Genomic DNA, 24,876 nt, shown 5'->3' on the forward strand with positions numbered 1-24,876 from the left:
AACACTTACAATATAAAATATTGTTTGTTCAGGCACGTCTAATGCTTTGTCCTCCGTCATGAGAGGACAGAAACAACACACAACAAATAACGCCGAAACGCTTTGTTTGGCCTGCTATGAAGACAGGCTGGCCTCTGTATTTGATAGCACTACGGAACTCAAGATGTTCCAAATTAACGACCATAAAATTTGCCCCGTGGGTCTCCTATCCCTTCCCTCAGAAGACCCAAAGGACAGGACATCCGCCACTTTGACCTGCGGGGCAACATCTTTAATATGCGGCGCAATTTGCGGCTGCACCAGAAACACACTGGAACAAGCCGGAATTAAAGTCATCCCCTGGGTCAGGGGAACAATTAATGAAGTTCTTGAAGCGTACCAATTAGGACAGCTTGAGAAATTCATGATGCCGGGCTGCTCAGGCAGAGCACGGCAAAACGGCAGGTGCAGACAAAATCGCACTCAAAACATTCCTTCCAACAACAGGCTCAAGGAGAAATAAAATGAAAATTGCAATCAGCTGCCAAGGCTGCGAATTAACAGACCTAGTCGATCCACGTTTTGGCCGGGCAAAAGGTTTCATGGTTCTTGATACCGAAAACGATTCACATGAATTCATAGACAACACTCAGAACCTGAATGCTGCACAGGGTGCAGGAATTCAGTCTGCGCAAAATGTTGCTGCAACAGGCGCAAAGGCAATAATCACAGGTCATGTCGGACCAAAAGCTTTTACCGCTTTAGATAAAGGAAAAATCGCAGTTCACCTGATCGAAGGTGGAACTGTTGCCCAAGCCTTTGCAACATATAAAGACGGAAAACTTGAAGCTGCTTCAGGCGCAGACAAAGACGGGCATTGGTAGGCCAAATAGACTCAAACGTGGCGATGTGTTGACATCGCCACTATAAGTCTTACTTTATGCTGGATATTTCTTTAGTGATAAAACATAACCCCCTACTTTCAGGGGCGGGAGATTATAAATGAGCGATCAAGCTTGCGGAAGCTGTTCTTCCTCCGGTTCAGGATGTTCATCTCAGGGTTGCAGCCCTGAAGATATGAAAATGAAAAAGACCCTTGCCAGAATTAAACACAAGATCGTCGTTATCTCCGGTAAAGGCGGCGTAGGTAAAAGCACCGTGGCAACAAACATTGCCGTAGCTTTATCCCTCGCGGGCAAACAGGTCGGCCTGCTTGATGTTGATGTTCATGGCCCAAGTATTCCAAGACTGCTGAGCCTAGAAGGCCAACAGCCTCACATCGGTCACGAAATTATTGAACCTATTTCATACAGCAAAAACTTATGGGTTATGTCCCTTGGGTTCATGCTTCCAAGTAAAGATGAGCCAGTCATCTGGCGTGGACCGGTTAAAATCGGCATGATTAAGCAATTCGTTCAGGATGTAGCGTGGAATGATCTTGATTTCCTCGTTGTAGATTGCCCTCCCGGAACAGGTGATGAACCTCTCTCCGCATTGCAGACTCTCGGACCTGACGCTCAGGCTGTTATCGTAACCACTCCTCAGGGAGTTGCTATTGATGACGTTCGCCGCTCAGTTAATTTCTGCAAACAGGTCGGTAACCCGGTTCTTGGAATCGTTGAAAATATGAGTGGTTTCGTTTGTCCAGATTGTGGCAGCGTTCATGACATTTTCAACTCAGGCGGCGGAGAAGATCTTGCTAAAGAAATGGGCGTAAACTTCCTTGGTAAAATCCCGCTAGACCCAGAAGTCGGTCGCTCAGGAGACGAAGGCTATCCTATCGTCAGAGTTGACCATGACGGCATCACAGGTAAGGCACTAAGCGCGATTATCAAACCGATGCTGAATCTCGCTGAAACTTTGCAAGAAAATTTAAAAATGCCTAATCTGGAAGACCTTGCAGGTAAAAACGGCATGGTCAGAATAGCTGTCCCTGTTGCAGCAGGTAAGCTTGCCATGCATTTCGGTCATTGCGAACAGTTTGCATTGGTTGATGTTGATACCATGACCAAAGGTGTTGTTGCCACAAACATGGAAACACCTCCACCGCACGAGCCGGGCGTTATACCTAAGTGGATTGCAGATCAAGGCGTTCACCTTGTCCTTGCTGGCGGCATGGGTGCAAAAGCGCAGACCATGTTCACCGATGCCGGCGTAAGAGTCGTTGTTGGAGCTCCAGCTGAATCCCCTGAAAACGTTGTTGCTAATTACTTAGCAGGTTCTCTTGTCACAGGTCAGAACACCTGCGATCACTAGTCAATCTACCAATACAAAGCTCTTAGACAATATCACATTCCTACTCCTTAAGTGATAGTGGCCCGCAAAACTCATCTTTTGCGGGCCATTATTATTTTATTTTTCTGCCATATCACGATTCTATCCAACTTTTTTTCAGAGTCCTTATTGACGCATTAATCCATCTATCACATACTCATCCTTCCTTATTTTCTATTCATGATGTCAAACCAAACTAAAGAGGAAGTATAAAATGGGCAAAGAACTCGTAGTTATAACTGGAGCAAGTTCAGGAATTGGCGAAGCAACAGCTAAAGCATTTTCGCTTGCCGGGCACCCGTTACTATTACTGGCACGTAGAGTCGATCGACTCGAAGCCTTAGGTTTACCAGACTCCATGTGCGAAAAAGTTGATGTTACAGATCTAGAGTCATTCAAGACCGCAGTTAAAAAGGCAGAAGCTAAATACGGCGAAGCAGATTGCCTCGTGAACTGCGCAGGATTGATGCTTCTTGGCGCGATAGACACACAAGATCCATCTGAATGGAAAGCGATGTTCGACGTTAACGTAATGGGAGTTTTGAACGGTGTGAAATCTGTCATCTCTGAAATGAAGGCAAGGCAGGGCGGGACTATTGTAAACATCAGCTCTGTCGCAGGAAGAAAAACTTTTCCCGAGCACGCTGCATACTGCGGAACTAAATTTGCTGTGCACGCAATGACTGAGAACATCCGTGAAGAGGTTTGCGGATCTAATGTCCGCCTCGTTACCATTGCCCCCGGTGTTGTTGAAACAGAGCTACTCAGCCATACAACATCAGACGAAATCATCAGTGGATATAACGAATTTAAAAAGGCGATGGGGTCTGTTCTTGTGCCGCAAGATATTGCAGGCGCGATCATGTTCGCATATCAGCAGCCACAAAATGTGTGCGTACGCGAAATAGTAATAGCGCCTACAGGGCAGCCGCAATAGCAATAGAGTTGGAACAGTTAGTCATTACTTAAATCGGCTTCGACTGCGCCAGTAGTTGGAGCCGATTTAATTCTTGCCACGCGCGCTAGAGCTATGGCACTTGTCTACATATAGTTCAAACAATTTCAGCAATTCGAGCATTACAGCAAGGAAATCAAATGATCACCGCAATCGAAGGTAGCCCCAGAAAGAAAGGTAATTCGCATACTATGATGCAAGCCGTGCTCGAAGGAGCGCAGGAAGTTGGAGTTACCACCAATACGATTCATTTGCGCGACCTGAAATATGACCCCTGCGTAGGATGCGAAGCGTGCCGAAAAGCAAAAGTCTGCACCATGTTTGATGATGGCATGACTACACTATATCCGCTCATTGAAGAGTCCAAGGGACTGGTTCTTATCTCACCAGTTCACAACTACAACGTAACGGCATGGGTGAAAGCCTTTATCGACCGCATGTATTGCTACTACGATTTCACAGACTCACGCCCAAGGGGCTGGGCAAGCAGACTTGCAGGACAAGGACGTAAAGCTGTTATCGGAGCTGTTGCCGAACAGGCGCATAAAAAAGATATGGGATTTACTCTAGAAGCAATGCGCCTTCCGCTCGAAGCATTCGGTTACGAAATAGTGAGCGAAATTTCAGTCCTGAACCTCTTCGACAAAGGAATCATAGCCAACCATGAAAACATCATGGAAGAAGCAAGGCTTGCAGGAAAAACTCTTGCGGAAGCTCTGTAATTTTAAGCTAGCAACTAACGAGCATAACTATTCTTTTTCAGGACAGCGGAATTACCTATTCCACAAAAATAGTATCCGCAAGAACGACATGGCCATCTTTAAGATGAGAGATAAACACATCTTTAGCTGGATCACCGTTATTGTTGTAGTCAAATTTACCCGTCACTCCGGCAAATGGCGGCATGTCCACTAGCCCATCATGGATAGCGATAGGATCATCAGAATGATCCTTTTTGATGGCGGCAAAAACGGACATAGCTGCATCATAAGTTAATGCTTCCATCTCAGTCGGATCCACTCCATTCTTTTTCTTATAATCAACTTCAAATTTTGCGGAACCGGGAATTGGAAGCCCTGGGAACCAATGGTCGGTAAAGTAACTATTCTTGAAAATATCGTTTCTAAGCAGATCAACAGGGTCCCATGAATCACCGCCTAAAAGGATACCCTTAAATCCAAGCTTTATAGCCTGACGAGCCTGTATCTGTATTTTTTTCGTATTGTTCGGCAGGAATAAAATTTTAGGATTGGCTGCAACAATATTCTTCAATTGCGCATCATATTCTCGCGATCCTGCCGGGTAGCTTTCGAAAGCAACAACCTTTCCTCCGCGCTTAGAGTAATCCTTTTTAAAAAGAGTCGCCAACTCGGCACTGTAAGTATTATCTGCATCATACAAGACCGCAACAGATTCGCTTTTCAGCTTATCACTGACAAACCGAGATAAAGCCGCTGCCTGCACGGAGTTAGTATAGGAAACTCTAAATGCGTATTTATATGATGTCAGCTTATTAGTGCTGGCTACGGGGGTAATGAAAGGAACTTTCTTTTCTTCGCAAACCTTGGCAATAGCTAACGCAACTGCGCTGCTTGCTCCGCCAATTATAACAGATACTTTATCCTGATCAATCAGGCGCAAGGCCATGCTCGTCGCAATTTCAGAAGTTCCGCCACTATCGACTGGAAATAATTTTACAGAATGCTTAACGCCAGAAATATCAACACCGCCCTCAGCGTTAACCTCCTCGGCTGCATATCTGGCAGCAGCAAGTATATACGTACCTTTTCTGAACAACTCACCACTGGTGACGCCGATCACCCCGACTCGAAGTTCAGGACCACTGGCTGATTTTTCACCAGAACATCCACCCAAAGCGGAAACCATCATAATAATCAGACCAAAAATAATAGCTGCTTTTTTAAAATTCATGGGTGGAAGAACCTCCGGAGATTTATATTTTCCTTATTAAAGCACTAAGGGGCAGTTCCGTAAAGAACTACCCCTTAACAACTAAATTCCGGCCATACAGTCGTATAGCTCTTGACTTACTTCGATACGAACAATGCCGTCTTCGATGTAAACGCGGACATTGCTTGCAGGAATAAGTGCCATATCAATCGCGACTTCTTCCCATTTGTACCTAAGTTCCGCCGGATCAACATCCTTAAGGGGATGGCTTTCAGCTACTCTCCAACTCATAGTAATATCCTCCTGAAACAGTTTTGCTTCCAATTGAAGCGTCTCAACATTTTATTCTATATAACTCTTCGGGTTCAGACCCAAAATACAGAAAACTTCATAAGTAATTGTGCCCCACCAAGCTGCCAATTCTTCGGGACTTATAGCCCCGCCTCCTTCACCGCCAAGCAGATAAGCAACATCCCCGAATTTCACATCCGGAATATTGCTAACATCCACAGCCGTAAGCTGCATGCACACGCGTCCCAGAATATTTGCCCGCTGACCGTTAATACACATCTGCCCGTTGTTTGAAAGATGCCTGCTATACCCATCTGCATATCCAGCGCAGACAATGGCAACAGTCATATCTTTCTCGGCAGTATAAGTGCATCCATAACTAATGGTCTGCCCTTTGTTAAGCTTGTGAACAGAAGCTATCTTTGTGCTGACTTGCATAGCAGGTTTCAGACGTGCCCCAAGAGCTTCCCACTCTGTTCCACCAAAAGGATTACCGCCATATAGGGCGATACCGCCACGCTGAGCACAGAAATTTATTTTATCATGTTTCAAAATACCGGCGGAATTAGCCAGACTAGGCTCAACGCTAATCCCTGACAACTCAAGCGTATCTAAAATACTTTTAAACTTAGCTGTCTGCTCTTCAACATACCCTTCGTATGAAGGATCATCAGAGGTTGCAAGATGAGAACTTGCCATTACAGGGCGGATTTGCGGCAACTCTTCGAGCCTAGAGATCAGATCAGGCAACTCTTCTGAACTAAATCCCAGACGAGCCATTCCAGTATCGAATTTTAAGCTTATTTCAATCTCTAATTTGTGATTCCTAGCAACCGATCCCAATAAATTGAGTTGATCAAAACAACCGACAAAAGGAATTATTCTGTTCTCAGCCAGAGCCATGCAATCGGGTTCATCAAGAGGTCCAAGCAAATCAATAATTCGTTTAGTACAACCGCTTGCACGGAGCTCTACAGCCTCAGCAACTGTGCCAACGGCGAAGGTATCTGCGCCTTCACTCTCGAGAGCGCGAGAAACTTTAATAAGTCCGTGCCCGTAAGCATCAGCCTTAATAACGCCGTATACATTATATCCTTTCTCGCAAAGAACCCGATAATTGTTACGGATTGCGCCAAGATCAACTTCAACTTCAAGAGTATTATATCCGATTGCCATAGATTTACCGTGTGCCTCTTTCAAATGATTCTATTTGCGCTTAAATAATTTTTCCATGTCAGAAAAAGACCAGCTGATCATTACCGGCCTGCCGTGCGGACAATACTCACGTTGCGGACATTGAACCCAAGCCTCGAGCAAAGCAAGAGCTTCATCAACCGCTAGAGACTGGTTCGCCTTGATTGCAGACTTGCATGAAAGCATAATCCATAAATCATCAAGACTCTTAGCCTGTCCACTGATAGCTGCTTTGAGATACTCTTTAGCTTCACCAGTTTCAAGGGATGGAGGTATTCCTCGCATAGAAAGGGTCACTCCACCTTCAAGCTCAAGCAAAAATCCGGCACTACGCAATTCTTCCCACATTTCCTGCACTCTTGAAACTTCACTAGTATGTAAAGTCAGGTCAATAGGAATAGCCAACGGGCGCGAATCGCCTTTCGTCCGCTCAGCCCGCATATTATAATAAATGATGCGTTCATGGGCTGCATGCTGATCAAGCAGGCCAAGAGACCCGTTAACAAGCTTTAAGACCAGATAAGTATCGGAAACCTGTCCCAAATACTCGATAGACGTACCAGGTACGTACAGAGATCTAGGAGCGCTATCTCCAACTCCTTCGTAAGAACCTCCAACTTCGGAAGTTCGTACATTTTCTGTAACATCGGAGGTCACACCATTTGATGGAACAAGCTGCGAGTCTGCGCCACCGTGCACTTCATAACCGGCAGATTGCTCGTTTACAAATTCGGAATTAATATCACCGCCGCCATGAACCGGAGCGGTAAAGTCAGTACGCCCAAAACGTTCATCAATATGCTGAGATCCAGCTTGAGTTACAGGATCAGGCTCGCTTGAAAAATCTGTATTCTTAAACTCATTCCAACTGGAAAATTTCGGACGAGGTTCGATGGGTAGGGAAGTGTGCGTTGCCCTCGGCCCTTCTTCTACAGCCGAACGTGTGTCAGACAAAAAAACTTCAATGCCAGAAGAGTCATCACCTTCAACTACACCAAGTTCATAACGAGCAAGAGCCTGAGAAATACCATTGTGGATAATACTATAAATCGACCTTTCGTCCTGAAAACGAACTTCCATTTTCGCAGGATGCACGTTCACATCTACTAATTCTGGTGGAAGGGTAAGAAAGACAACTGCCTGCGGATATTCGCGGGAAATAAGCCTGCCCTTATATGCACCTCGAATGGCGCTAAGGAGTAGTTTGTCCTGAACGGGGCGTCCGTTTACGAACATAATAATTCTATCGCCGCGTCCCTGAGCAACAGAAGGAATACCCGCGCATCCTGAAATTTTCATATCCCCAACTTCATGGGAGAAATCCAACAGAGATTCACAAATATTGCGGGGCCAGAACAAAGATAGCCTTTCAGGAAGAGTCTGTGCAGGTGGAAGTCTGAATTGCTCTCTGCCGTTTGAAACGAAAGAAAAACCAGCTTCCAGATTTGAAAGACTGATCTTGAATAAAACCTGATTACAGCGCCGAGCTTCTGTTGACTCAGTTTTTAAAAATTTCAACCGGGCCGGAATATTATAAAAAAGGTCCTTAACTTCAACGGAAGTTCCTTCCGGCATAGCGGCAGGCCCTTCATCAACGACATCACCGCCCTCTACACTTATGAACCATCCTTCAGACGAATCAGCAGTGCAAGAACTCATTTTAAATCTGGATACGGAAGCGATACTAGGAAGAGCCTCACCTCTAAAACCGAAGCTGGTAATCCTTGAAAGATCCTCGACTCCTGAAATTTTACTTGTCGCATGCCTTGTTACTGCAAGGTTTAATTCATCAGAGGATATCCCAAACCCATTGTCGCGCACAGAAAGAAGTCCCTGACCGCCACGCTCAACAAGCACATCAACTTGAGTGCTTCCGGCATCAATAGAGTTTTCTACCAGCTCTTTAACAACACTGGAGGGACGTTCGACAACTTCACCGGCCGCAATTTGGTTTCTTAGTGCGGCAGGAAGAACATGAATTTTATTTTTGCTCATATCCAGCTAACGTATCCTTTTCACTTGTTTCATTAACACACTAAATATTCCATTACGTATTCAATCAATTCGTGATGAATACAATTAAGTCTCATCTAATGATAATCAAGGGATTATGCGCGTATTTTTTAAAAAACTTACAATAAGGCAAGCCCCCCGTCCATCATGTGAACGGGGGGCTTAATATTATTAAATTCGTTTTATGAAGTCTAGAACACGCCGAAATCAACTAAGTTAAAATTCACGCTGTAACTTTCGTCAACGGTAGTTTTAGATGCAAGAAACTCGACGAAGAAACATTGCTGTTTCCAGCCTACGGAAAGTGTTTTTTCAAGGTCTTGATTGTTATTTAGATCAGCTCTGAATTCTCCAGCAACCTCGAGGCCCCATGGAAGAAAAGCTTTAGCACCGTATCGAACAATCTGCATATCGGTAGCCTGCGAACGTTTATACTCATCAATCTTACGAAGGTAATCGTAGCCGAAAAGCACCTCACCAATCGAATCATCAAAAACCCGGAGCACATTCTCATGCTCAGTAATATCTCCTACGTACGGAGACAACCATGTGCGCGAAGTCAGATTAACAAAATTATAAGGAGTCAGTATAACTTCACCCATGACATCAGAAAACGGGCGACTCTCATATTCGCTCAATTCAGAAGAACGACTGGCCTCGTCAATGTCATACCCTTGTTCTAAGCGGAACCTGAAAAATTCAAGATATTCATTTTCAAGAGCGGCTTCTCCGCCTTCCCCTGCAACAACAGTAGACAGGCTCCTATCAAATACGTTTGTAAGTGAGAATACTATATCATTTTCTGCTGATATGCGGTCACGGGAATCAAAATAAGGCAGTTCGTCTTGGTCCCGCTGATCCTGCACCCAGTTGTAATCGAGACGCGGAACAATGTTATGCTTCATTTTAGTCCAGCTGCTTTGGCCAATATTCTCTTTGGAAACAACTGGGCCTGATCCAACATCGAAAACTTTAAAAAAATCGGTGAATGCGCTAATTCCAGCATCGGCCATGATACGGCCTTGGCTTGAATCTTTATTAATTGTTGAGTTCGCATTCTCAAAAGAATCCATCAAGTATGACGTAGCTCTAACCCCTGCATGAGGGATAAAAGTAATTCCCGCTGCAGTTACAGGCATGCTTAATTCCGGATGGATATCAAAGCGTCCACCGGTCATTCCATATTCACGCCAGAAATAACTGGCCTGCATATCACCCTGCCACTCAAGGGGGGTATCACCTATCTGCTGCTTGAAAGCAAAGCCATCAAACTCAGGCAATGTCTGCAACGTAGGGTTTAAATCACCAGGATTATTACCATTACGGTAGAGTAGATTTTCATTATATTGAACCAAGCCGGAAACAGAAAATTCGTCCCAACTTTTAGCGACAAGAGCTGTACTTATTCGATTATTGGAATCCGCAGCGGCGATATCTCGACCGAACCCATCAATGAACCCTTCGCGAGTCTCGTCATATCCATTCAAACCACCTTTGAATTCGCGGAGGTAATCCTGATCAGAAACCATGTCTATATCAACCATTGTCTGCCAATCGGGAGATCCTATATAACCATCATATTTAGATCTGACCCACCATCTATTATTGTTTGGTCTGATCATTCCGTTATCTTCAAATACGCTGGATCCGTCAGCGGAATTGTCATACGATTTACCATCATATAACCAATCAGCCCGCCACTCCCCCTTGGAGTTAGCATCGTCACTATGACGGTATTCGACACCAGGTCTAAATCCACGTTTTCCGAGATATTCACCGTATACAGTCAGATCTTTCTCATCATCAATAGCCCAGTAGTATGGGACAGTAGCCTTAAAGCCCATCTTATCTGAACTACCAATTGAAGGCGTTAAAAAACCCGATTGGCGTTTAGACTCAAGCGGGAGGCTCATATACGGGGTGTATGCGACAGGCACACCTTTAATTTTAAATTTAGAATGCCAAAGTCTTGCATAGCCATTAAGAGTGATGTCCCCTTCTTCAGACTCAAAAGACCAAAGAGGGTTCTCTCCATCACAAGCAGTGACTTTTGCATCTTTAAAGCTATAAGTGGCGCCGTTATGCTTTTCTATAAATTCACTTTCGAAGTAAACATGAGGCTTTGCAACAAAAACGCGGCCTTTTTTAAGCCAACCGACCATATTATTCAGGTCAAATTCAGCTTCGCCGGCTTCATAAAAATCGCCTTCCCACTGCGCTTTGACATTACCTTTAAGATAAATCCATTTTGTAGCCTGGTAGAAGCGCGCAAAGTCGGCTTTAATATAGCTTCCGCCACTGCGAACAGTTACGTTCCCATAAGCCTGCACATACTCGCTATCATTCTCAGCGACAACTTTATCCGCAGAGAATTTCCACTCCTTATCACCTCTCCCTGCAACATCACTTTTAGTCGCAGGAATAACAAGATGCTCTTGCGCAAATGCGTAACCCGAGGAACACATTAGCAAGCAAAGTATGAGTATGGTTAGCCTTAATTTCAAAACGATCTACCTCTAATATTCAAATATTTAAACTATATGCTTTTTAAAAACGGATTTTCTTGCGCAAGATAATTCTGAACGTAATCTTTAGCTGCATCTTCAAGCGCAGTGAACGGCTTTTCATAGCCAGCTTCAACTAACTTGCTCATATTTGCCTGAGTAAGATACTGATATTTATCACGAATAGACTCAGGCATTTCAATGTAACTAATGTCAGGTTTAACATCCATTGCAGCAAAAACTGAATTTGCCAGTTCATTCCACTGGCGCGCCTGACCTGTCCCGATATTGAAGATACCGTTCTTATCTGGGTTCTGTAAAAACCACCACATAACATCTACGCAATCTTTAATATAAACAAAGTCGCGCATTTGCCCACCGTTGGGGTATTCATCTTTATAAGACTTGAAAAGCTTCATCTCACCTGTATCTGAGATCTGGCGGAACGCCTTGCAGATAACACTTTTCATGTCATCTTTATGATACTCATTAGGCCCGAAAACATTGAAAAATTTGAGACAGACCATCTTATCCAGCACCCCTCCGCGGAGCGCCCATAGATCAAATAGCTGCTTAGAATAACCATACATATTCATGGGCTGAAGCTGAGTGATGCCATCATGATTATCATCAAACCCAAACCTGCCATCCCCATAAGTCGCAGCACTGGAAGCGTTGATAAAGCGGACATCATGTTTAAGGCAAAAACGAGCAAGCATCTGCGTATAACGATAATTATTTTCCATCAGAAAATCGGCATCAAGCTCTGTGGTGGAAGAACAAGCTCCCATGTGAATTATCGCATCAGTTTCAAAAGGATCATCCCCTTCAAGGATTAACCGGTAAAACTGGTCTCTATGTACATAATCTTCATAACGAAGATTAACTAAATTTTTCCATTTATCGCTCTTAGCAAGGTTATCAACGATCAAAATATCGTCAATCCCCATCTGATTGAGCTTCCAAACCATGGCACTACCAATGAAACCAGCTCCGCCGGTAACAATATACATATATCAATTCTCCTGCTTTTTTAGGCAGATATGACTAAGTTACTATACAATTGCACAGTTCAAGATGTCGGATGTTACTTATTTTTCTAACAATTTTCAACAACATTTCGTCCCATACATCAAAATTGACTGATGTTCATCAATAAAAACAATTAATTCCACTTACACAGTTAAGATTAAAATCCACCGCGATTCTTATTACAAGGCTGAAAACATTCATTTTAATTATTTTATATGAATTTATTTACTCAATATAATAAATCAATTTTAATTTTAATTCCTTTCATATTCATTAAAGATACATCCAACAACTGCACAAATTATAAAAAATACATTAACTGTTGCAGTACTAATATTTATTAATGTTACACAATTGTATATGAACAGTTAGTTAGATGCACTTATAGAATAAAAATTGCTTTGAACTACACAAATAACACTACTCAACATAATTATTATTTGTGATACATCATCTTTACGCTTGCCTGTATTTTATTTCATGTTATACTGATACAAACACTTGTCTTTATCATGATTTTCTCTAGACTTTATTAATAACTACGTTATATATACGTTAGCAAGCGAAATCAGAAAGTAAAAAAACAAATAAGAGGATTAATCAGCATATGGCCTATACCGTTAAAGAGATTCTCCATCTTGAAGTTGCTCCAGCACTTGGATGCACTGAGCCAGTTGCTATAGCTCTAGCGACAGCTGCAGCCGCTTCTATTTTTAAAGATGAAACCCCTGACCACATTGAAATATGGGTCGACCCTAATATTTATAAAAACGGTCTTGCGGTAATTATTCCAGGAACCGGAGGTTTGAACGGACTGGATACTGCTGCTGCTCTTGGAGCTTTATGCGGCGATGCCTCTCTTGGACTGGAAGCCCTTGAACCTATCACTGAAGAAGGGGTTGAGCGGGCTTGCAAATTTAAAGAGGAGTCCAGAGTTACAGTGCATCTTCTTGCTGATCAAAAAGGCATTTACGTTAAAGCTTTGCTAACCTTCAAAGAACATCAGGTTGAAGCAATTATTGAAGGAGTCCATGACAATATCACGGGGATAACAATGGACGGCGAGCCGATTACAGACTCCCCGTTGGTAAAAGCAAAGCAAGCTCAAAAAGCTGATGTTTTCAAGCTTGAAGACTTTATAAAAAAACTTACGCTCGATGACCTCATTGATATGATTAGCGACCTCGATGATGACGATTTCGCATTTCTCAAGGAAGGAATTACATATAATATGCGCCTTGCGGATTATGGCCTTAAACATGGGTCAGGTCTCGGGGTAGGACTTACACTAGAAAGACTGGCAAGACTGAAAATTCTTACCCGCGACATGATACTATCGGCGCGAATTATCACCTCGGCGGCTTCTGATGCAAGAATGGGCGGAATAAAACTTCCTGCCATGAGCTCTGGCGGTTCCGGAAACCACGGACTAACGGCAATTCTGCCGATATATGCAGTTAGTAAATTTATTGATTGTGATGAAAAAACTTTGCTCGAAGCCATCGCGCTTAGTCATTTAGTCACAGCTTATGTGAAAGCTCAAACGGGCAGATTATCCGCTGTATGCGGTTGCTCCGTGGCAGCTGGCGCAGGAGCAACAGCAGGAACCACTTATTTAATGGGAGGAACATCATCGCAGATGGCTGGAGCAATTACCAATATAACGGAGGATCTTGCCGGAATTATTTGTGACGGGGCTAAGTCTGGATGCGCTCTTAAGCTCGCGACAGCTGCAGGAACGGCTGTTCAAGCTGCACTGTTTGCGATTCACGGAGTTAACGTTCACTCAACAGATGGTATTATTGGTACATCACCGGAACAGACCATGCAAAATATTGGTACACTGAGCACGCAGGGAATGATTGATACGGATAGAACTATCCTCAAAATTATGCTTGAGAAACATTTTGCTTCAGCAAGCAATTAAGAGTTGTATAAAAATAATACAAAAACATTGCTTAAGAAAAAATAATACCTTAATAATTAAGGTATAAGTATATCTTATTAAAACCTATTAACCATTTTTTTGGAGGAATTTTATAATGAAAAGTAAAAAACTAATTTCACTTCTTGCCTTAATGTTGATCGCTTTTATGGCTATGGGATCACTGGCTTCAGCGGAGTCAAAAATTGTTCTCAAACCTAAAGTAGACGCGTTTGCTTTATTTGTAGATACTTCTCCTTCCATGGAAGAAGCATACAAAGCTACAGGCAACTCTAAAATCGTTTCAGGCCTAAACGCTCTTAAGCAGTTGAATAACGTTATCCCTAATCTAGGATACCAGTCTGCGCTTTATGCAATGCCTGACTTTGCAACATACTCCCCAAAAGCAACTTACAATAAAGGTGCTATTGCTAGAGGACTGAATGCAGCTCCAACTGATCTTCCTTTCTTCCAGTCTACCCCAATGGGAACTGGATTTTCTGATCTAGATAACACTCTTTCCACATGGAAAGGCAAACTTGCAGTTATCTTTGTTTCAGACGGTCTTTCAAACGTAGGTAGGAACCCTGCTGCAATTATCAACAACATGTCCCAAAAATATGGTGATCGTTTCTGCCTGCACACCATCAGTGTTGCAGATACACCACAGGGAATTTCTATGATGAAGCGTCTTGCTTCCCTTACTCCTTGTGGAGTTTTCGTAGAAGCATCTGCTCTTTCAAACAAAGCCGTTCTCGACAAATTCGCTCAGGACGTTTTCTACACAACAGAAGAAGAACTTATCGTTGAAATAGTTCCTGTTCCTGTAGTTGTTCCAGTTCAGGAAAAAATCGTTTTCCGTAATCTTAACTTCGGTTTCGATAAATTCCAGATCACTGAAGAAATGGAACCATCTCTTGTAGAAGCTGCTGCAATGCTTGAGTCTTTCCCGAACCTTAAGGTTATGGTTGGCGGACACACAGACAGCACTGGTGCAGAAGCATACAATCAGGGCCTATCCGAACGCAGAGCTAAATCTGTAGGCGACTGGATGGCTGCAAACGGCGTTTCTGCTGATCGCATCATGATTCAGGGTTACGGCGAAATGAATCCAAAGTACGACAACAAGACTAAGGAAGGCCGCAAGCTTAACCGTCGTGTTGAAATTGATGTAGAAGAATAAAAAACTCTAAAGATTATAAGCTCCTGACTGGTTCTTGTTTTCAAGACTAATAAAGAGTAACAATAGGGTGGAAGGGGCGTTGTCCTTTCCACCCTTTTTTTATCCGGAGATGTTTAATGAAAAGAATCAGAATAGTACTGACTGCAATATTTTTATGTTTTGTTTTATCATCTGGAGCCTTTGCAAGCGATGTGACGGAGCAAACAGAACTCAGTCGCTTCCAAATCTTTGCCAAAAGCTGGGTAGTTAAACTTAACAGAAGCCACATCAAAGGCATACAGCGCATGGAAATAAGGCCAAACGAAGACGGGACATACCTCGCCAGATATCACGCCATTGATCCCACAAGCGTTCAATGCATTGTAAAAAAAACAAGCTCCAAGCGCAAAGGACTTATCGGTCTTCTAAAATATATCGAGACCGTCTACGAAAGCACAGGAAGCAGCCCCAAGACTGCCCGCAAGAGCGACTTCAAGGCTGTTAAGCGCACCCGCATTACCGAAATATTCAGTAACTCGGGAAAAGGCTGGCGCTAAGAAAGTTAGACCAAGTGCAGCAAGAGTCTTCTTCTAATTTCACCTAATAAAATAAAACGGCCCGCTGAACTAAAGTTCAACGGGCCGTTTCTTATTAAATCAAATAAGAATGTAAACGGACTGTTATTTGAAGCGGGAGACAAGCTCACTTAGGTGCTGAGCCATTTCCGACACTTCTTGAATCCCATCGTTCGCATTCATAATCCCCTGTGAGAGAGTCTGCGATAGAGCGTTAATCTCTGTCACACTATTGTTGACTTCATCACTTGTTGCGGACTGCTCTTCAGCGGCAGTTGCAATAGCTCTTACCATGTCGGCAATACCGTCGGACTCTTTGACTATTTCTTGAAGAACTCCACCTGCGCTTTCTGCCATAGTGACAGTCTTGCCTACGCGCTTACGAGCGTCACTCATTTCGTCCACAACTTTCGTTGTGCTCTGCTGAATAAGCCCAATTGCTTCTTCAACCTCGTTGGTTGCATTCATTGTCTTTTCAGCAAGCTTACGAACTTCGTCAGCCACAACGGCAAATCCGCGGCCCGCATCTCCAGCTCTAGCAGCTTCAATGGCAGCGTTAAGAGCAAGCAAGTTGGTCTGGTCAGCAATATCATTAATTACGGACATGACCTCACCAATGTTAACTGCACGAACCGACAAGTCTTCAAGAAGTTCTGCAAGTCGGTCAGTTGTATCGGTAACCATGTGTATTTCTTTAACAGTATCACTTACAACGACACCACCATCACGAGCAACAGATTTAGCTCTTTCGGAAGATTCAGCAGTTTCACCAGTGTTGCGTGCTACTTCCAAAACAGTTGCGTTCATTTCTTCCATCGCAGTTGCAACCTGTCCGGTCTGCATTGCAGTAGTGTCGACACCAATTGTAAGTTCATTCATCTGCTGAGACAGCTCTGCTGTATAAGAAAGCAATCTAGTAGAAACTTCAGTGACTTCGTTCGCAACCTCAAGAAGAGCTTCTTGCTGCTTCTCAATATGCTGCCTACTTTCTTCTTCTTCAGTAAGGTCCACCATCACAGCAATCGCCCCGACGATTTCATCCTCTGCATTAAGAAGAGCACAAGCCTGGTAGCGCAATGGAAATTCAACACCATCTTTGCGCATGTAGCGAATCAAGCCTTGTGGACAGCCATTACCCTCAAGGGCATCGGCAGTAATTGCTCTGCCATCTTTCGTAAATAAACTTGCGACAGGAGAACCAACAACATACGATTCTAACTTCTCAAGTATTTTCAACATCGGTTTATTAACAAATCCGATATTGTTATTTGCATCAGTAACAATAAGAGGAACGGTTATACCGCTAAGTACACCCTTATTGTATTGTAATTGATCTTTAATCTGTCTGGCCATTTCGCCCAGATTTTTACCGAGAGATCCAAGCTCATCACTTCCCGGAACATCAAAGTGGGCATCGAGATTTCCACCAGTAAATGCTTCCGTTGCACCGGCAATAACTTCGATCCGGTTAACAACAGATTTGCGCATAAAGAATAGTAACGCACCAAGCAGGACAACAAACCCAGAAAAGGAAAGCATTGCAGCTTTCATCTGCGAATCAACAAGGGCTCCGAACTGGCTTGAAATATCCTGAACCATGACTATCGAACCGAGAATAGGTCTTCTACTACCGTGACAATGGTAACATTTTTTTTCATTTTTAATGGATTCAATTTCTACAAAAACCTTCTTACCACCAATCTCAGAAAGCATCCCGCCTTTAACCGGAGACTTCAGACTCTTCTGATAAAGGGCACCCACTTCTGGATTATCAAATTTAGTGGATAACTCAGACCGCAAGTCATCTTTAGTAGTAGAATAGGTGATATTACCTTTAAAATTTGTTAGATAAACACTTACATCATCGTAATGTTGAGAAATAGTGGCAAACTTTTCAGTAGTACCTTTATTGTTACCTTTCGCCATCGGCTCACGAATAGCGAGCTGAATTAAATCAGAGTTCCGAATGGCAGAATTTTCAATCTCGTGCAGCATGGCATTTTTCTGCCAGTAAGAGTTTGCTGCAAAAAGACAAATGAACACTGTGGCTGTCAACAAAGAGGTCAAGACCATAACTTTGTTACCAAGGGAGTTTTTAATAAAATTCATATTCTCTCCCTTAGTGGGCTCCGCCGTATATCAGCGGCTTAAAGTTGAAATTCTCTACTCTGGCAGCATTATGGCAGGTTTCACAATCGGCAATATCCATCTTTGCTTTAATAAGATCAGGGTCTCCATCTTCAGCGTGCAGGGAGCCGGGACCATGACAGACTTCACAACCGGCATCAGCTAAATGGGGAGTTTCTTCGAAAGAAACAAACCCGCCTGGCTTTCCATATCCGGTAGCATGACAAGCATAACATTCCTCAACTTCATCTTGATCAAGGTCGGAAGACATAATTTTAATACTGGTACTGGAGTGAGCTTTTTTGGAATACTTACTATAATTTAAAAATTCTTTTTCGTGACATTCAGCACACGCTTCGGAACCAACAAACGTAGCAGAATCTGTAATACCGTATTTAACAAACGAAAGTCCAAAGACGGTAAGCACCACCAAGAGAACTGAGGTTCGCATGATATAGTCTTTTCCTCGCATAAAAAATCACCCCTACCTTTTTCAATGTATTAATTACACTTCAACCCTGCCCTTCCAAACGCTTTAACCCCCTACAACCCAAAAAACAGTTTACCTACAAATGAGAATGTCACACATCTTATCTTAACTTTTGCTACTATCTTTAGATTTATATGTGAAGACAAATGTCACATTATTGTTATCAGGGTTAAAAAAAATAATAACATCAACCTCTATCAAAAAGCATAAAGGGCACCTTAAATTATCAAGTTGATAGTTACACTCAACGAAAGTTCAACAAAACTTGTAAAACGATCCCACCACACCACCTGATTATACAATCAATTTAGAGCCTTGAAAAAAAATTAGTTTCTCACATGGCTCCATATCCTGTGAATATTACTTGCGGTAAAGGGGCTTCTTCTGGCAGGATGTCTCATCTTAAGAATCCATCATCTGTTATGAATCTTTAAGCCAATCTACACACAGCAAGTCCGCTCCACCGGACTCCAAAGCGGAAAGGCGGCTACTCATTTATGGAAATAGTTAATATTACTAAGTCTTACGACTCAAGTTTTGTGAAACAAGTCGAAAAAGAAAGCGGCCAAAACATGAGCCTCTGCTACCAATGCGGTAACTGTACCGCAGGTTGCCCGTATACATTTGTATATGATCAGCCTGTGAACCAGATTATGCGCCTTGTGCAGGCAGGTCAGAAAGAGACTGTTTTAAAATCCAAATCTCTTTGGCTCTGTGCCACATGTGAATCATGCACAACCAGATGCCCAAACAACATCGACGTAGCACACATCATGGACGTATTACGCCACATGGCTCGCCGTGAGGGATACGCTCCTGTACCTACAGTCAAATCGTTTTGGGACAGCTTCCTGTCGTCTGTTGAAAAGAACGGACGCGTATTTGAAATTGGCCTTTTGGTCTCTTACATTGCGAAGACAGGTCGGTTCTGGACAGATGTGGACCTTGGCCCGAAAGTTTTGCCAAAAGGCAAAATGCACTTCAAGCCTCCCCAGATTCAAGGGAAGGAAGAAGTTCAAAAGATATTCAACCGATTTAAAGAGGAGTCTCAAAAATGAGTGATTCCTTAAATTATGCATACTATCCCGGGTGCTCAGGAACCGGAACATCTATTGAGTATGATATGTCCACACGCGCAATTTGCGCCAAGCTGGGCATAACTCTGAACGAGGTTCCGGACTGGAGCTGTTGCGGCTCTACTCCTGCACACACAGTCGATCACACTTTGTCCTCAGCTCTTTCGGCTCGCAACCTTGCACTAGTCGAAAAAATGAATCTGGACACAGCTGTAACTCCTTGTCCAAGCTGTTTGACCAATCTCAAAACAGCCACTCATAGAATGAGTAAAGACGAGTTTAGAGATGACGTAAACAAGCTGCTGGATACTCCCTATAATGGAGGAGTTGACACAAAGTCTGTATTGCAGATTCTCGTTGAAGACATGGGACTTGATGCGCTTAAGGCAAAGGCTGTGAAGCCTCTTAAGGGACTGAAAGTTGCGGCATATTACGGTTGCATTATGAACCGCCCGCCAGAAGTCATGAACTTTGACGACCCTGAACACCCCATGGCTATGGATAATATCCTTACAGCTCTGGGAGCGACTGTCCTTCCTTTCCCACTGAAAGTTGAATGCTGCGGAGCTTCATTCGGTATCCCTCGTAAGGATATTGTCATGAGCCTGTCCGGCAAACTTTTGGATGCGGCTGAAGACATCGGAGCAGAGGCGCTGGTTACAGCCTGCCCTCTATGCCAGATGAATCTGGACCTCAGGCAGGATCAGATCAACTCAGCTAATGGTGCAAAGCACAATATCCCAGTGTTTTACTACACTCAGCTTATTGGACTTGCCCTCGGAATAGATGAGAAGGAACTCGGAATTGATAAGCTCTGCGTATCCCCTCGCACAGTCATTAATGGCATCGGCGCGGAAGACGCTTCCTAGTAGAGCTACCCAACCGGTCAAGAACGTCAAGGAGAAGACTTAAATGAAAATAGGAGTCTTTGTCTGCCACTGCGGATCTAATATTGAAGGAACCGTGGATACTGCCGCGGTTGCTGCAGCTTCCCGGGAATTTCCTGGTGTAGTATTCGCAACAGATACAATGTACGCCTGCTCCGAACCCGGACAGGATGGTATAATAGAAGCTATTAAAGAGCATAAGCTCGATGGTGTGGTTGTTGCCTCTTGTACCCCAAGAATGCATGAACCAACTTTCCGCCGTACTCTGGAAAGAGCGGGTCTTAACCGTTATCTTTTCGAGATGGCCAATATCAGAGAACACGTTTCATGGATCGGAAAAGACAGAGAAGCTAATACCAACAAATCTGCGGATCTTGTTCGTATGGCTGCTGCAAAACTACTCAAAAACCGTCCATTGTTCTCTAAACAATTCCCAGTAAATAAGAGTGTCATGGTTATCGGTGGCGGTGTCGCCGGTATTCAGGCCGCTTTGGACTGTGCTAACGGTGGACTCAAAGTAGTCCTCGTCGAAAAAGATACCACCATTGGCGGTAAGATGGCTAAACTGGATAAAACGTTCCCTACAGTGGATTGTTCCAGTTGTGTCCTCGGACCTCTCATGGTTGATGTTGCGCAGCATCCGAACATTAAACTTCACGCATATTCAGAAATCGAAGAAGTTAATGGTTATGTCGGAAACTTTGAAGTCTCCATTAAAAAGAAAGCCAGCTATGTTGACTGGGATTCCTGCACAGGTTGTGGTCTGTGTGTGGAAAAATGTCCTAGCAGAAAAGCTACTGACTTTTTTAATGAAAAGCTGGCTACGACAAAAGCTATCAACATTCCATTCCCGCAGGCCATCCCTAAAAAGGCAAAAATCGACGCTAATTTCTGTATGAAATTACAGAAAGATAAATGTGGAGTTTGTGCCAAAGTATGTCCTTCGGAATCAATTGATTTTAGTCAGAAAGATGAGATTATCACCGAAAGTGTAGGCGCAATTGTCGCTGCTACCGGTTTTGATCTATTCGACTGGACTGTATACGGCGAATACGGCGGCGGGAAATATCCTGACGTTATCACCTCCCTGCAATACGAACGCATGCTTTCAGCTTCCGGCCCAAGCGAAGGACACATCAAGCGTCCATCCGACGGTAAGGAACCAAAGAATGTTGTGTTCATTCAGTGTGTAGGATCCAGAGATAAATCTGTCGACCGTCCTTATTGTTCAGGCTTCTGTTGTATGTACACAGCAAAGCAGACAATTTTGACTAAAGATCATATTCCAGATTCTCAGTCACATGTATTTTATATGGATATCCGCTCTCCGGGGAAATTGTACGACGAGTTCACTCGCAGAGCCATGGAAGAGTACGGAGCCAACTACATCCGCGGTCGCGTTTCTATGATCTACCCGCAAGGCGACAAATTAGTTGTTCGCGGCGCAGATACCCTTATGGGCGCACAGGTTGAAGTTGATGCTGATCTCGTTGTTCTTGCTGTTGGCGCAGAAGCCGCTGCGGGAGCCACAGATTTAGCTAAAAAACTTCGTATATCTTACGATAATTATGGCTTCTACATGGAAGGACATCCAAAACTTAAGCCTGTTGAAACTAACACTGCCGGTGTTTACTTAGCCGGAGCTTGTCAGGGACCGAAAGATATCCCTGCTTCAGTTGCTCAGGGTGGTGCGGCAGCGTCTAAAGTGCTTGGTTTATTCTCTCAAGATATGCTTGCAAGTGACCCACAGGTTTCAGTTGTTGAGATCAAACGCTGTATCGGATGTGGAAAATGTATTGAGACATGCCCATTCGGAGCCATCAAGGAAATTGATTTCCGCGGCATGAAGAAAGCAGACGTGATTGAAACAATTTGTCAGGGTTGCGGAATCTGTACTTCCACCTGTCCGCAGGGCGCAGTTCAGCTCCAGCATTTCACTGACAACCAGATTCTCGCGGAGGTTAACGCAATATGCCGATTCTAGAAGGTAAAGAACTTAGAATCGTCGGTTTTCTCTGTAACTGGTGCTCCTATGGTGGTGCTGATACCGCTGGAGTAGGAAGATTCAAACAGCCGACTGATTTACGAGTTATAAAGGTTCCCTGTTCAGGGAGAATAGATCCCCTGTTTATCGTCAAGACTCTCATGGCCGGCGCAGACGGAGTTCTAGTTTCCGGGTGTCATCCTAGAGATTGTCACTACTCAGAAGGAAACTACTACGCACGCCGCAGACTGGAAATGCTCAAAAGGTTCCTTCCAATCATGGGAATTGATCCTAAGCGTTTTGATTACACTTGGGTTTCAGCTTCTGAAGGGCAACGCTGGCAGGAAGTCGTGACGAAGTTCACCGAGCAGATTCATGAGCTTGGTGCCGCCCCCAAAATTGCCGGAGCGGAAGCAGAAGAGACTCTCAAATTGATGGAAGCTGCTCTTTAGCGAGCTGTTTTCAACCAAGGAGATACAGGGTGCAAAATCTGAAAGATCTAAAAGAACAAGTCAGGAAAGCCCTGCCGGAATTAGATGTTGTGATAGGCTGGACAGGGGGTTACGACCCACTTCACGCCACACCACATTTCATTCGCAGGGATGAAGATATTGATAAACTTCAAGTGAACGCGCTTTGCGTTCATAACCTTGCCACCTATCTGCCAAGCATGCGCGGCAAAAAGGTTGGCATCATAGTAAAAGGTTGCGACAGCCGTTCTGTAGTTGAACTACTACAAGAAAAACTGATCGATCGCGAAAATGTCACCATTTTCGGGTTCGGTTGTAACGGAGTCGTAGACCAGACCAAGATCCGCAGAATCGTTGGGGACGTTGGAAACATCGAGTCCTGTGAAGTATCCGGATCTGAAGTCAAGGTCAGCGCATCAGGCACAGAACACAAACTCGCCATGAGTGATGTTCTTTCCGACAAATGCGCAACCTGCCGTTACCCTAACGCAGTACTCAGCGATCATTTTGCTGGAGACGAAGTAACTACCACAGCGACCTTTGAAGACGGCTACAAAGATGTAGAAGAATTTGAAGTAAAGCCTGAGGAAGAAAAATTCGGATTCTGGCTTAAAGAAATGGACCGTTGTATCCGCTGTTATGCATGCCGAAATGCATGTCCGATGTGCGTATGCCGCGATCACTGTGTAGCTCAAAGCCGCGATCCTCACTGGCTCAGTCAGGAAGCTCATGTTCGTGACAAATGGATGTTCCAGGTTATACATGCCTACCATCTTGCCGGTCGCTGTACTGAGTGTGGAGAATGTCAGCGGGCATGTCCTGTAGATATCCCCATCCTCCTGTTCAAGAAAAAAATGAACAAAGAGATCAAAGATGTCTTCGATTATGAAGCTGGAATCAATCCGGATGCTACGCCTCCGCTGATGACCTTCAAGATTGATGAAGACAAGATCACAGAGAGGAAATGGTAATGGCGCAGACTAAATTCATAAAAAAAGAAAGTTTGTCGGCATGGCTGGAAGAACTGGGAAAACAGCATGAAGTGCTAGCTCCACGGTTCGAAGGTGACTCTATCATTTTCCGGCCCTATGATTCCGAGAAAGGATTATTCATTGACCGCGAAGCAACTGCCCCTCCTAAAAAGGCAATCTTCCCGCAAAGTGAGACCCTTCTTGAATATAGCCAGATCAAAGACATGGAAAATCTCACCAAGATCGCTGTGGATGTTAAGGAAACTATTCCGACAACAACCTATGTAGTCTTCGGTGGACGCCCATGTGATGCACGCGGTTTCACTATGTTTGACCGTGTTTATCTTGATGGCGATTATGTCGATGCATATTACAAAGCTCGTAGAGAAAACACCTGCTTCATAACCCTCACATGCGAAAAAGGTGAAACCACCTGTTTCTGTAATGCGGTTGGAAGCGGGCCGTCTGATTCTGATGGATCAGATCTTCTCATTACTCCTGTAGCAGACGGTTATTACATCGAATGTGTCAGTAAAAAAGGTGAAGGACTGCTAGCCAGTTCTCTGCTGACTGACGGTGATTCGATGGAAGCCGAAGCTACAAAATATAAAGAAGCCGCTGACGCATCCATGAACGAAGCACCTGATTTCACAGGCAGCCCAGAAAAACTTCTGGCTGTTTTTGATAATCCTGGTTTCTGGGAAGAAATGTCAGATAAATGTATCAGCTGTGGCGCGTGCACATACCTGTGCCCCACCTGTTACTGCTTTAATATCACTGATGAAGCCAACGGCCTTCAGGGTACACGCATCAGATCATGGGACAACTGCATGTCAGCTATGTTCACATCTGAAGCAAGCGGACACAATCCGCGTCCCGCCAAGGCGAACAGACTCAAAAACAGAGTCGGACATAAGTTCAGCTACTATCCTGACATTCATGGCGGAGTTATCTCCTGCTGTGGTTGCGGACGTTGCATCAAGAGCTGTCCGGTCGGCGTTGATATCCGTGAAATGGTTAAGAGTGCAATCGCTTTCGTAAGCCCTGTAGCGAAGGA

The 24,876-nt window shown here is 44.0% G+C and carries 21 protein-coding genes and 1 pseudogene; 14 read left to right on the plus strand and 8 right to left on the minus strand.

The genetic code is table 11. The features are described 5' to 3' along the window. Nucleotides 1–163 precede the first annotated feature (163 nt). The 5 genes from BR06_RS0105405 to BR06_RS0105425 all read left to right on the plus strand — a co-directional run bounded on the left by BR06_RS0105405 (nucleotide 164) and on the right by BR06_RS0105425 (nucleotide 3,930). Nucleotides 164–502, plus strand: a complete 339-nt coding sequence (locus BR06_RS0105405) for a NifB/NifX family molybdenum-iron cluster-binding protein (RefSeq protein WP_235727671.1) — start codon at nucleotides 164–166, stop codon at nucleotides 500–502. 1 nt (nucleotide 503) lies between these two features. After that, nucleotides 504–863, plus strand: coding sequence for a NifB/NifX family molybdenum-iron cluster-binding protein (locus BR06_RS0105410; protein ID WP_031480902.1), 360 nt, complete (start codon nucleotides 504–506; stop codon nucleotides 861–863). A gap of 118 nt (nucleotides 864–981) precedes the next feature. Further along, nucleotides 982–2,235: an iron-sulfur cluster carrier protein MrpORP gene (locus tag BR06_RS0105415; RefSeq protein ID WP_031480904.1), complete on the plus strand. Its 1,254-nt coding sequence runs from the start codon at nucleotides 982–984 to the stop codon at nucleotides 2,233–2,235. A gap of 232 nt (nucleotides 2,236–2,467) precedes the next feature. Next, complete coding sequence (locus BR06_RS0105420; protein WP_031480906.1) at nucleotides 2,468–3,190, plus strand: SDR family oxidoreductase; 723 nt, start codon at nucleotides 2,468–2,470, stop codon at nucleotides 3,188–3,190. Between the two features lie 158 nt (nucleotides 3,191–3,348). Next, complete coding sequence (locus BR06_RS0105425) at nucleotides 3,349–3,930, plus strand: flavodoxin family protein (protein WP_031480908.1); 582 nt, start codon at nucleotides 3,349–3,351, stop codon at nucleotides 3,928–3,930. Between the two features lie 55 nt (nucleotides 3,931–3,985). Here BR06_RS0105425 and BR06_RS0105430 read toward each other — a convergent pair whose 3' ends face one another. From BR06_RS0105430 to rfaD, 6 genes are all read right to left on the minus strand, one after another. Further along, nucleotides 3,986–5,140 (minus strand): ABC transporter substrate-binding protein, encoded by a 1,155-nt coding sequence (locus BR06_RS0105430; protein WP_031480910.1) that lies wholly within the window; start codon nucleotides 5,138–5,140, stop codon nucleotides 3,986–3,988. A gap of 81 nt (nucleotides 5,141–5,221) precedes the next feature. Then, entirely contained in the window at nucleotides 5,222–5,410 is a 189-nt protein-coding gene (locus BR06_RS0105435) for a hypothetical protein (RefSeq protein WP_031480912.1), read from the minus strand. 51 nt (nucleotides 5,411–5,461) lie between these two features. After that, nucleotides 5,462–6,586: an alanine racemase gene (gene alr, locus BR06_RS0105440; protein ID WP_031480914.1), complete on the minus strand. Its 1,125-nt coding sequence runs from the start codon at nucleotides 6,584–6,586 to the stop codon at nucleotides 5,462–5,464. 30 nt (nucleotides 6,587–6,616) lie between these two features. Next, entirely contained in the window at nucleotides 6,617–8,599 is a 1,983-nt protein-coding gene (gene mutL, locus BR06_RS0105445) for a DNA mismatch repair endonuclease MutL (RefSeq protein WP_031480916.1), read from the minus strand. A gap of 209 nt (nucleotides 8,600–8,808) precedes the next feature. Next, the gene (locus tag BR06_RS0105450; protein WP_235727672.1) at nucleotides 8,809–11,121 is read right to left on the minus strand and encodes an LPS-assembly protein LptD; all 2,313 of its coding nucleotides are present in this window, start codon (nucleotides 11,119–11,121) and stop codon (nucleotides 8,809–8,811) included. Between the two features lie 32 nt (nucleotides 11,122–11,153). Then, nucleotides 11,154–12,134, minus strand: a complete 981-nt coding sequence (gene rfaD / locus BR06_RS0105455) for an ADP-glyceromanno-heptose 6-epimerase (protein WP_031480920.1) — start codon at nucleotides 12,132–12,134, stop codon at nucleotides 11,154–11,156. A gap of 626 nt (nucleotides 12,135–12,760) precedes the next feature. On the opposite strand from rfaD, the gene BR06_RS0105460 reads away from it, so the two are divergent. From BR06_RS0105460 to BR06_RS0105470, 3 genes are all read left to right on the plus strand, one after another. After that, complete coding sequence (locus BR06_RS0105460) at nucleotides 12,761–14,080, plus strand: L-cysteine desulfidase family protein (RefSeq protein ID WP_031480922.1); 1,320 nt, start codon at nucleotides 12,761–12,763, stop codon at nucleotides 14,078–14,080. 115 nt (nucleotides 14,081–14,195) lie between these two features. Next, nucleotides 14,196–15,260 (plus strand): OmpA family protein, encoded by a 1,065-nt coding sequence (locus BR06_RS0105465; RefSeq protein WP_031480924.1) that lies wholly within the window; start codon nucleotides 14,196–14,198, stop codon nucleotides 15,258–15,260. Between the two features lie 116 nt (nucleotides 15,261–15,376). Further along, nucleotides 15,377–15,796 carry a hypothetical protein gene (locus BR06_RS0105470; RefSeq protein WP_031480926.1) on the plus strand — a complete coding sequence of 140 codons (420 nt, stop codon included), beginning with the start codon at nucleotides 15,377–15,379 and terminating at the stop codon, nucleotides 15,794–15,796. Nucleotides 15,797–15,919: 123 nt separating this feature from the next. Here BR06_RS0105470 and BR06_RS0105475 read toward each other — a convergent pair whose 3' ends face one another. Beyond that, nucleotides 15,920–17,923 (minus strand): methyl-accepting chemotaxis protein, encoded by a 2,004-nt coding sequence (locus tag BR06_RS0105475; protein ID WP_031480927.1) that lies wholly within the window; start codon nucleotides 17,921–17,923, stop codon nucleotides 15,920–15,922. Nucleotides 17,924–17,933: 10 nt separating this feature from the next. Next, complete coding sequence (locus BR06_RS0105480; protein WP_051676961.1) at nucleotides 17,934–18,392, minus strand: cytochrome c family protein; 459 nt, start codon at nucleotides 18,390–18,392, stop codon at nucleotides 17,934–17,936. Between the two features lie 536 nt (nucleotides 18,393–18,928). Between BR06_RS0105480 and BR06_RS0105485 the strand changes: the two genes are divergently transcribed. The 6 genes and pseudogenes from BR06_RS0105485 to BR06_RS0105510 form a co-directional block, all read left to right on the plus strand. Beyond that, nucleotides 18,929–19,489 (plus strand): 4Fe-4S dicluster domain-containing protein, encoded by a 561-nt coding sequence (locus BR06_RS0105485; protein ID WP_031480931.1) that lies wholly within the window; start codon nucleotides 18,929–18,931, stop codon nucleotides 19,487–19,489. Continuing rightward, nucleotides 19,486–20,376, plus strand: coding sequence for a CoB--CoM heterodisulfide reductase iron-sulfur subunit B family protein (locus tag BR06_RS0105490; protein WP_031480933.1), 891 nt, complete (start codon nucleotides 19,486–19,488; stop codon nucleotides 20,374–20,376). Before BR06_RS0105485 ends, BR06_RS0105490 begins: the two co-directional genes overlap by 4 nt. Nucleotides 20,377–20,419: 43 nt before the next feature. Beyond that, complete coding sequence (locus BR06_RS0105495) at nucleotides 20,420–22,378, plus strand: CoB--CoM heterodisulfide reductase iron-sulfur subunit A family protein (protein ID WP_031480935.1); 1,959 nt, start codon at nucleotides 20,420–20,422, stop codon at nucleotides 22,376–22,378. Further along, nucleotides 22,366–22,830 (plus strand): hydrogenase iron-sulfur subunit, encoded by a 465-nt coding sequence (locus BR06_RS0105500; RefSeq protein ID WP_031480937.1) that lies wholly within the window; start codon nucleotides 22,366–22,368, stop codon nucleotides 22,828–22,830. The genes BR06_RS0105495 and BR06_RS0105500 overlap by 13 nt, the downstream gene beginning before the upstream one ends. Before the next feature lie 29 nt (nucleotides 22,831–22,859). Continuing rightward, a complete protein-coding gene (locus BR06_RS0105505; RefSeq protein ID WP_031480939.1) occupies nucleotides 22,860–23,819 on the plus strand; it encodes a 4Fe-4S dicluster domain-containing protein in 960 nt (319 codons plus the stop codon). Continuing rightward, nucleotides 23,819–24,853 (plus strand): annotated as a pseudogene (locus BR06_RS0105510) (4Fe-4S dicluster domain-containing protein); the annotation flags it as partial. The gene BR06_RS0105505 and the pseudogene BR06_RS0105510, both read left to right, overlap by 1 nt. Between the last annotated feature and the right edge of the window lie 23 nt (nucleotides 24,854–24,876).

This window comes from Maridesulfovibrio frigidus DSM 17176 (assembly GCF_000711735.1).
Classification (GTDB): domain Bacteria; phylum Desulfobacterota; class Desulfovibrionia; order Desulfovibrionales; family Desulfovibrionaceae; genus Maridesulfovibrio; species Maridesulfovibrio frigidus.

What these genes read in the sequence shown, in the direction of transcription:
- BR06_RS0105405 (WP_235727671.1), top strand. Translation starts at nt 164, where the DNA reads ATGTTCCAAATTAACGACCATAAAATTTGCCCCGTGGGTCTCCTATCC.
- BR06_RS0105410 (WP_031480902.1), top strand. Translation starts at nt 504, where the DNA reads ATGAAAATTGCAATCAGCTGCCAAGGCTGCGAATTAACAGACCTAGTC.
- BR06_RS0105415 (WP_031480904.1), top strand. Translation starts at nt 982, where the DNA reads ATGAGCGATCAAGCTTGCGGAAGCTGTTCTTCCTCCGGTTCAGGATGT.
- BR06_RS0105420 (WP_031480906.1), top strand. Translation starts at nt 2,468, where the DNA reads ATGGGCAAAGAACTCGTAGTTATAACTGGAGCAAGTTCAGGAATTGGC.
- BR06_RS0105425 (WP_031480908.1), top strand. Translation starts at nt 3,349, where the DNA reads ATGATCACCGCAATCGAAGGTAGCCCCAGAAAGAAAGGTAATTCGCAT.
- BR06_RS0105430 (WP_031480910.1), bottom strand. Translation starts at nt 5,140, where the DNA reads ATGAATTTTAAAAAAGCAGCTATTATTTTTGGTCTGATTATTATGATG.
- BR06_RS0105435 (WP_031480912.1), bottom strand. Translation starts at nt 5,410, where the DNA reads ATGAGTTGGAGAGTAGCTGAAAGCCATCCCCTTAAGGATGTTGATCCG.
- alr (WP_031480914.1), bottom strand. Translation starts at nt 6,586, where the DNA reads ATGGCAATCGGATATAATACTCTTGAAGTTGAAGTTGATCTTGGCGCA.
- mutL (WP_031480916.1), bottom strand. Translation starts at nt 8,599, where the DNA reads ATGAGCAAAAATAAAATTCATGTTCTTCCTGCCGCACTAAGAAACCAA.
- rfaD (WP_031480920.1), bottom strand. Translation starts at nt 12,134, where the DNA reads ATGTATATTGTTACCGGCGGAGCTGGTTTCATTGGTAGTGCCATGGTT.
- BR06_RS0105460 (WP_031480922.1), top strand. Translation starts at nt 12,761, where the DNA reads ATGGCCTATACCGTTAAAGAGATTCTCCATCTTGAAGTTGCTCCAGCA.
- BR06_RS0105465 (WP_031480924.1), top strand. Translation starts at nt 14,196, where the DNA reads ATGAAAAGTAAAAAACTAATTTCACTTCTTGCCTTAATGTTGATCGCT.
- BR06_RS0105470 (WP_031480926.1), top strand. Translation starts at nt 15,377, where the DNA reads ATGAAAAGAATCAGAATAGTACTGACTGCAATATTTTTATGTTTTGTT.
- BR06_RS0105475 (WP_031480927.1), bottom strand. Translation starts at nt 17,923, where the DNA reads ATGAATTTTATTAAAAACTCCCTTGGTAACAAAGTTATGGTCTTGACC.
- BR06_RS0105480 (WP_051676961.1), bottom strand. Translation starts at nt 18,392, where the DNA reads ATGCGAACCTCAGTTCTCTTGGTGGTGCTTACCGTCTTTGGACTTTCG.
- BR06_RS0105485 (WP_031480931.1), top strand. Translation starts at nt 18,929, where the DNA reads ATGGAAATAGTTAATATTACTAAGTCTTACGACTCAAGTTTTGTGAAA.
- BR06_RS0105490 (WP_031480933.1), top strand. Translation starts at nt 19,486, where the DNA reads ATGAGTGATTCCTTAAATTATGCATACTATCCCGGGTGCTCAGGAACC.
- BR06_RS0105495 (WP_031480935.1), top strand. Translation starts at nt 20,420, where the DNA reads ATGAAAATAGGAGTCTTTGTCTGCCACTGCGGATCTAATATTGAAGGA.
- BR06_RS0105500 (WP_031480937.1), top strand. Translation starts at nt 22,366, where the DNA reads ATGCCGATTCTAGAAGGTAAAGAACTTAGAATCGTCGGTTTTCTCTGT.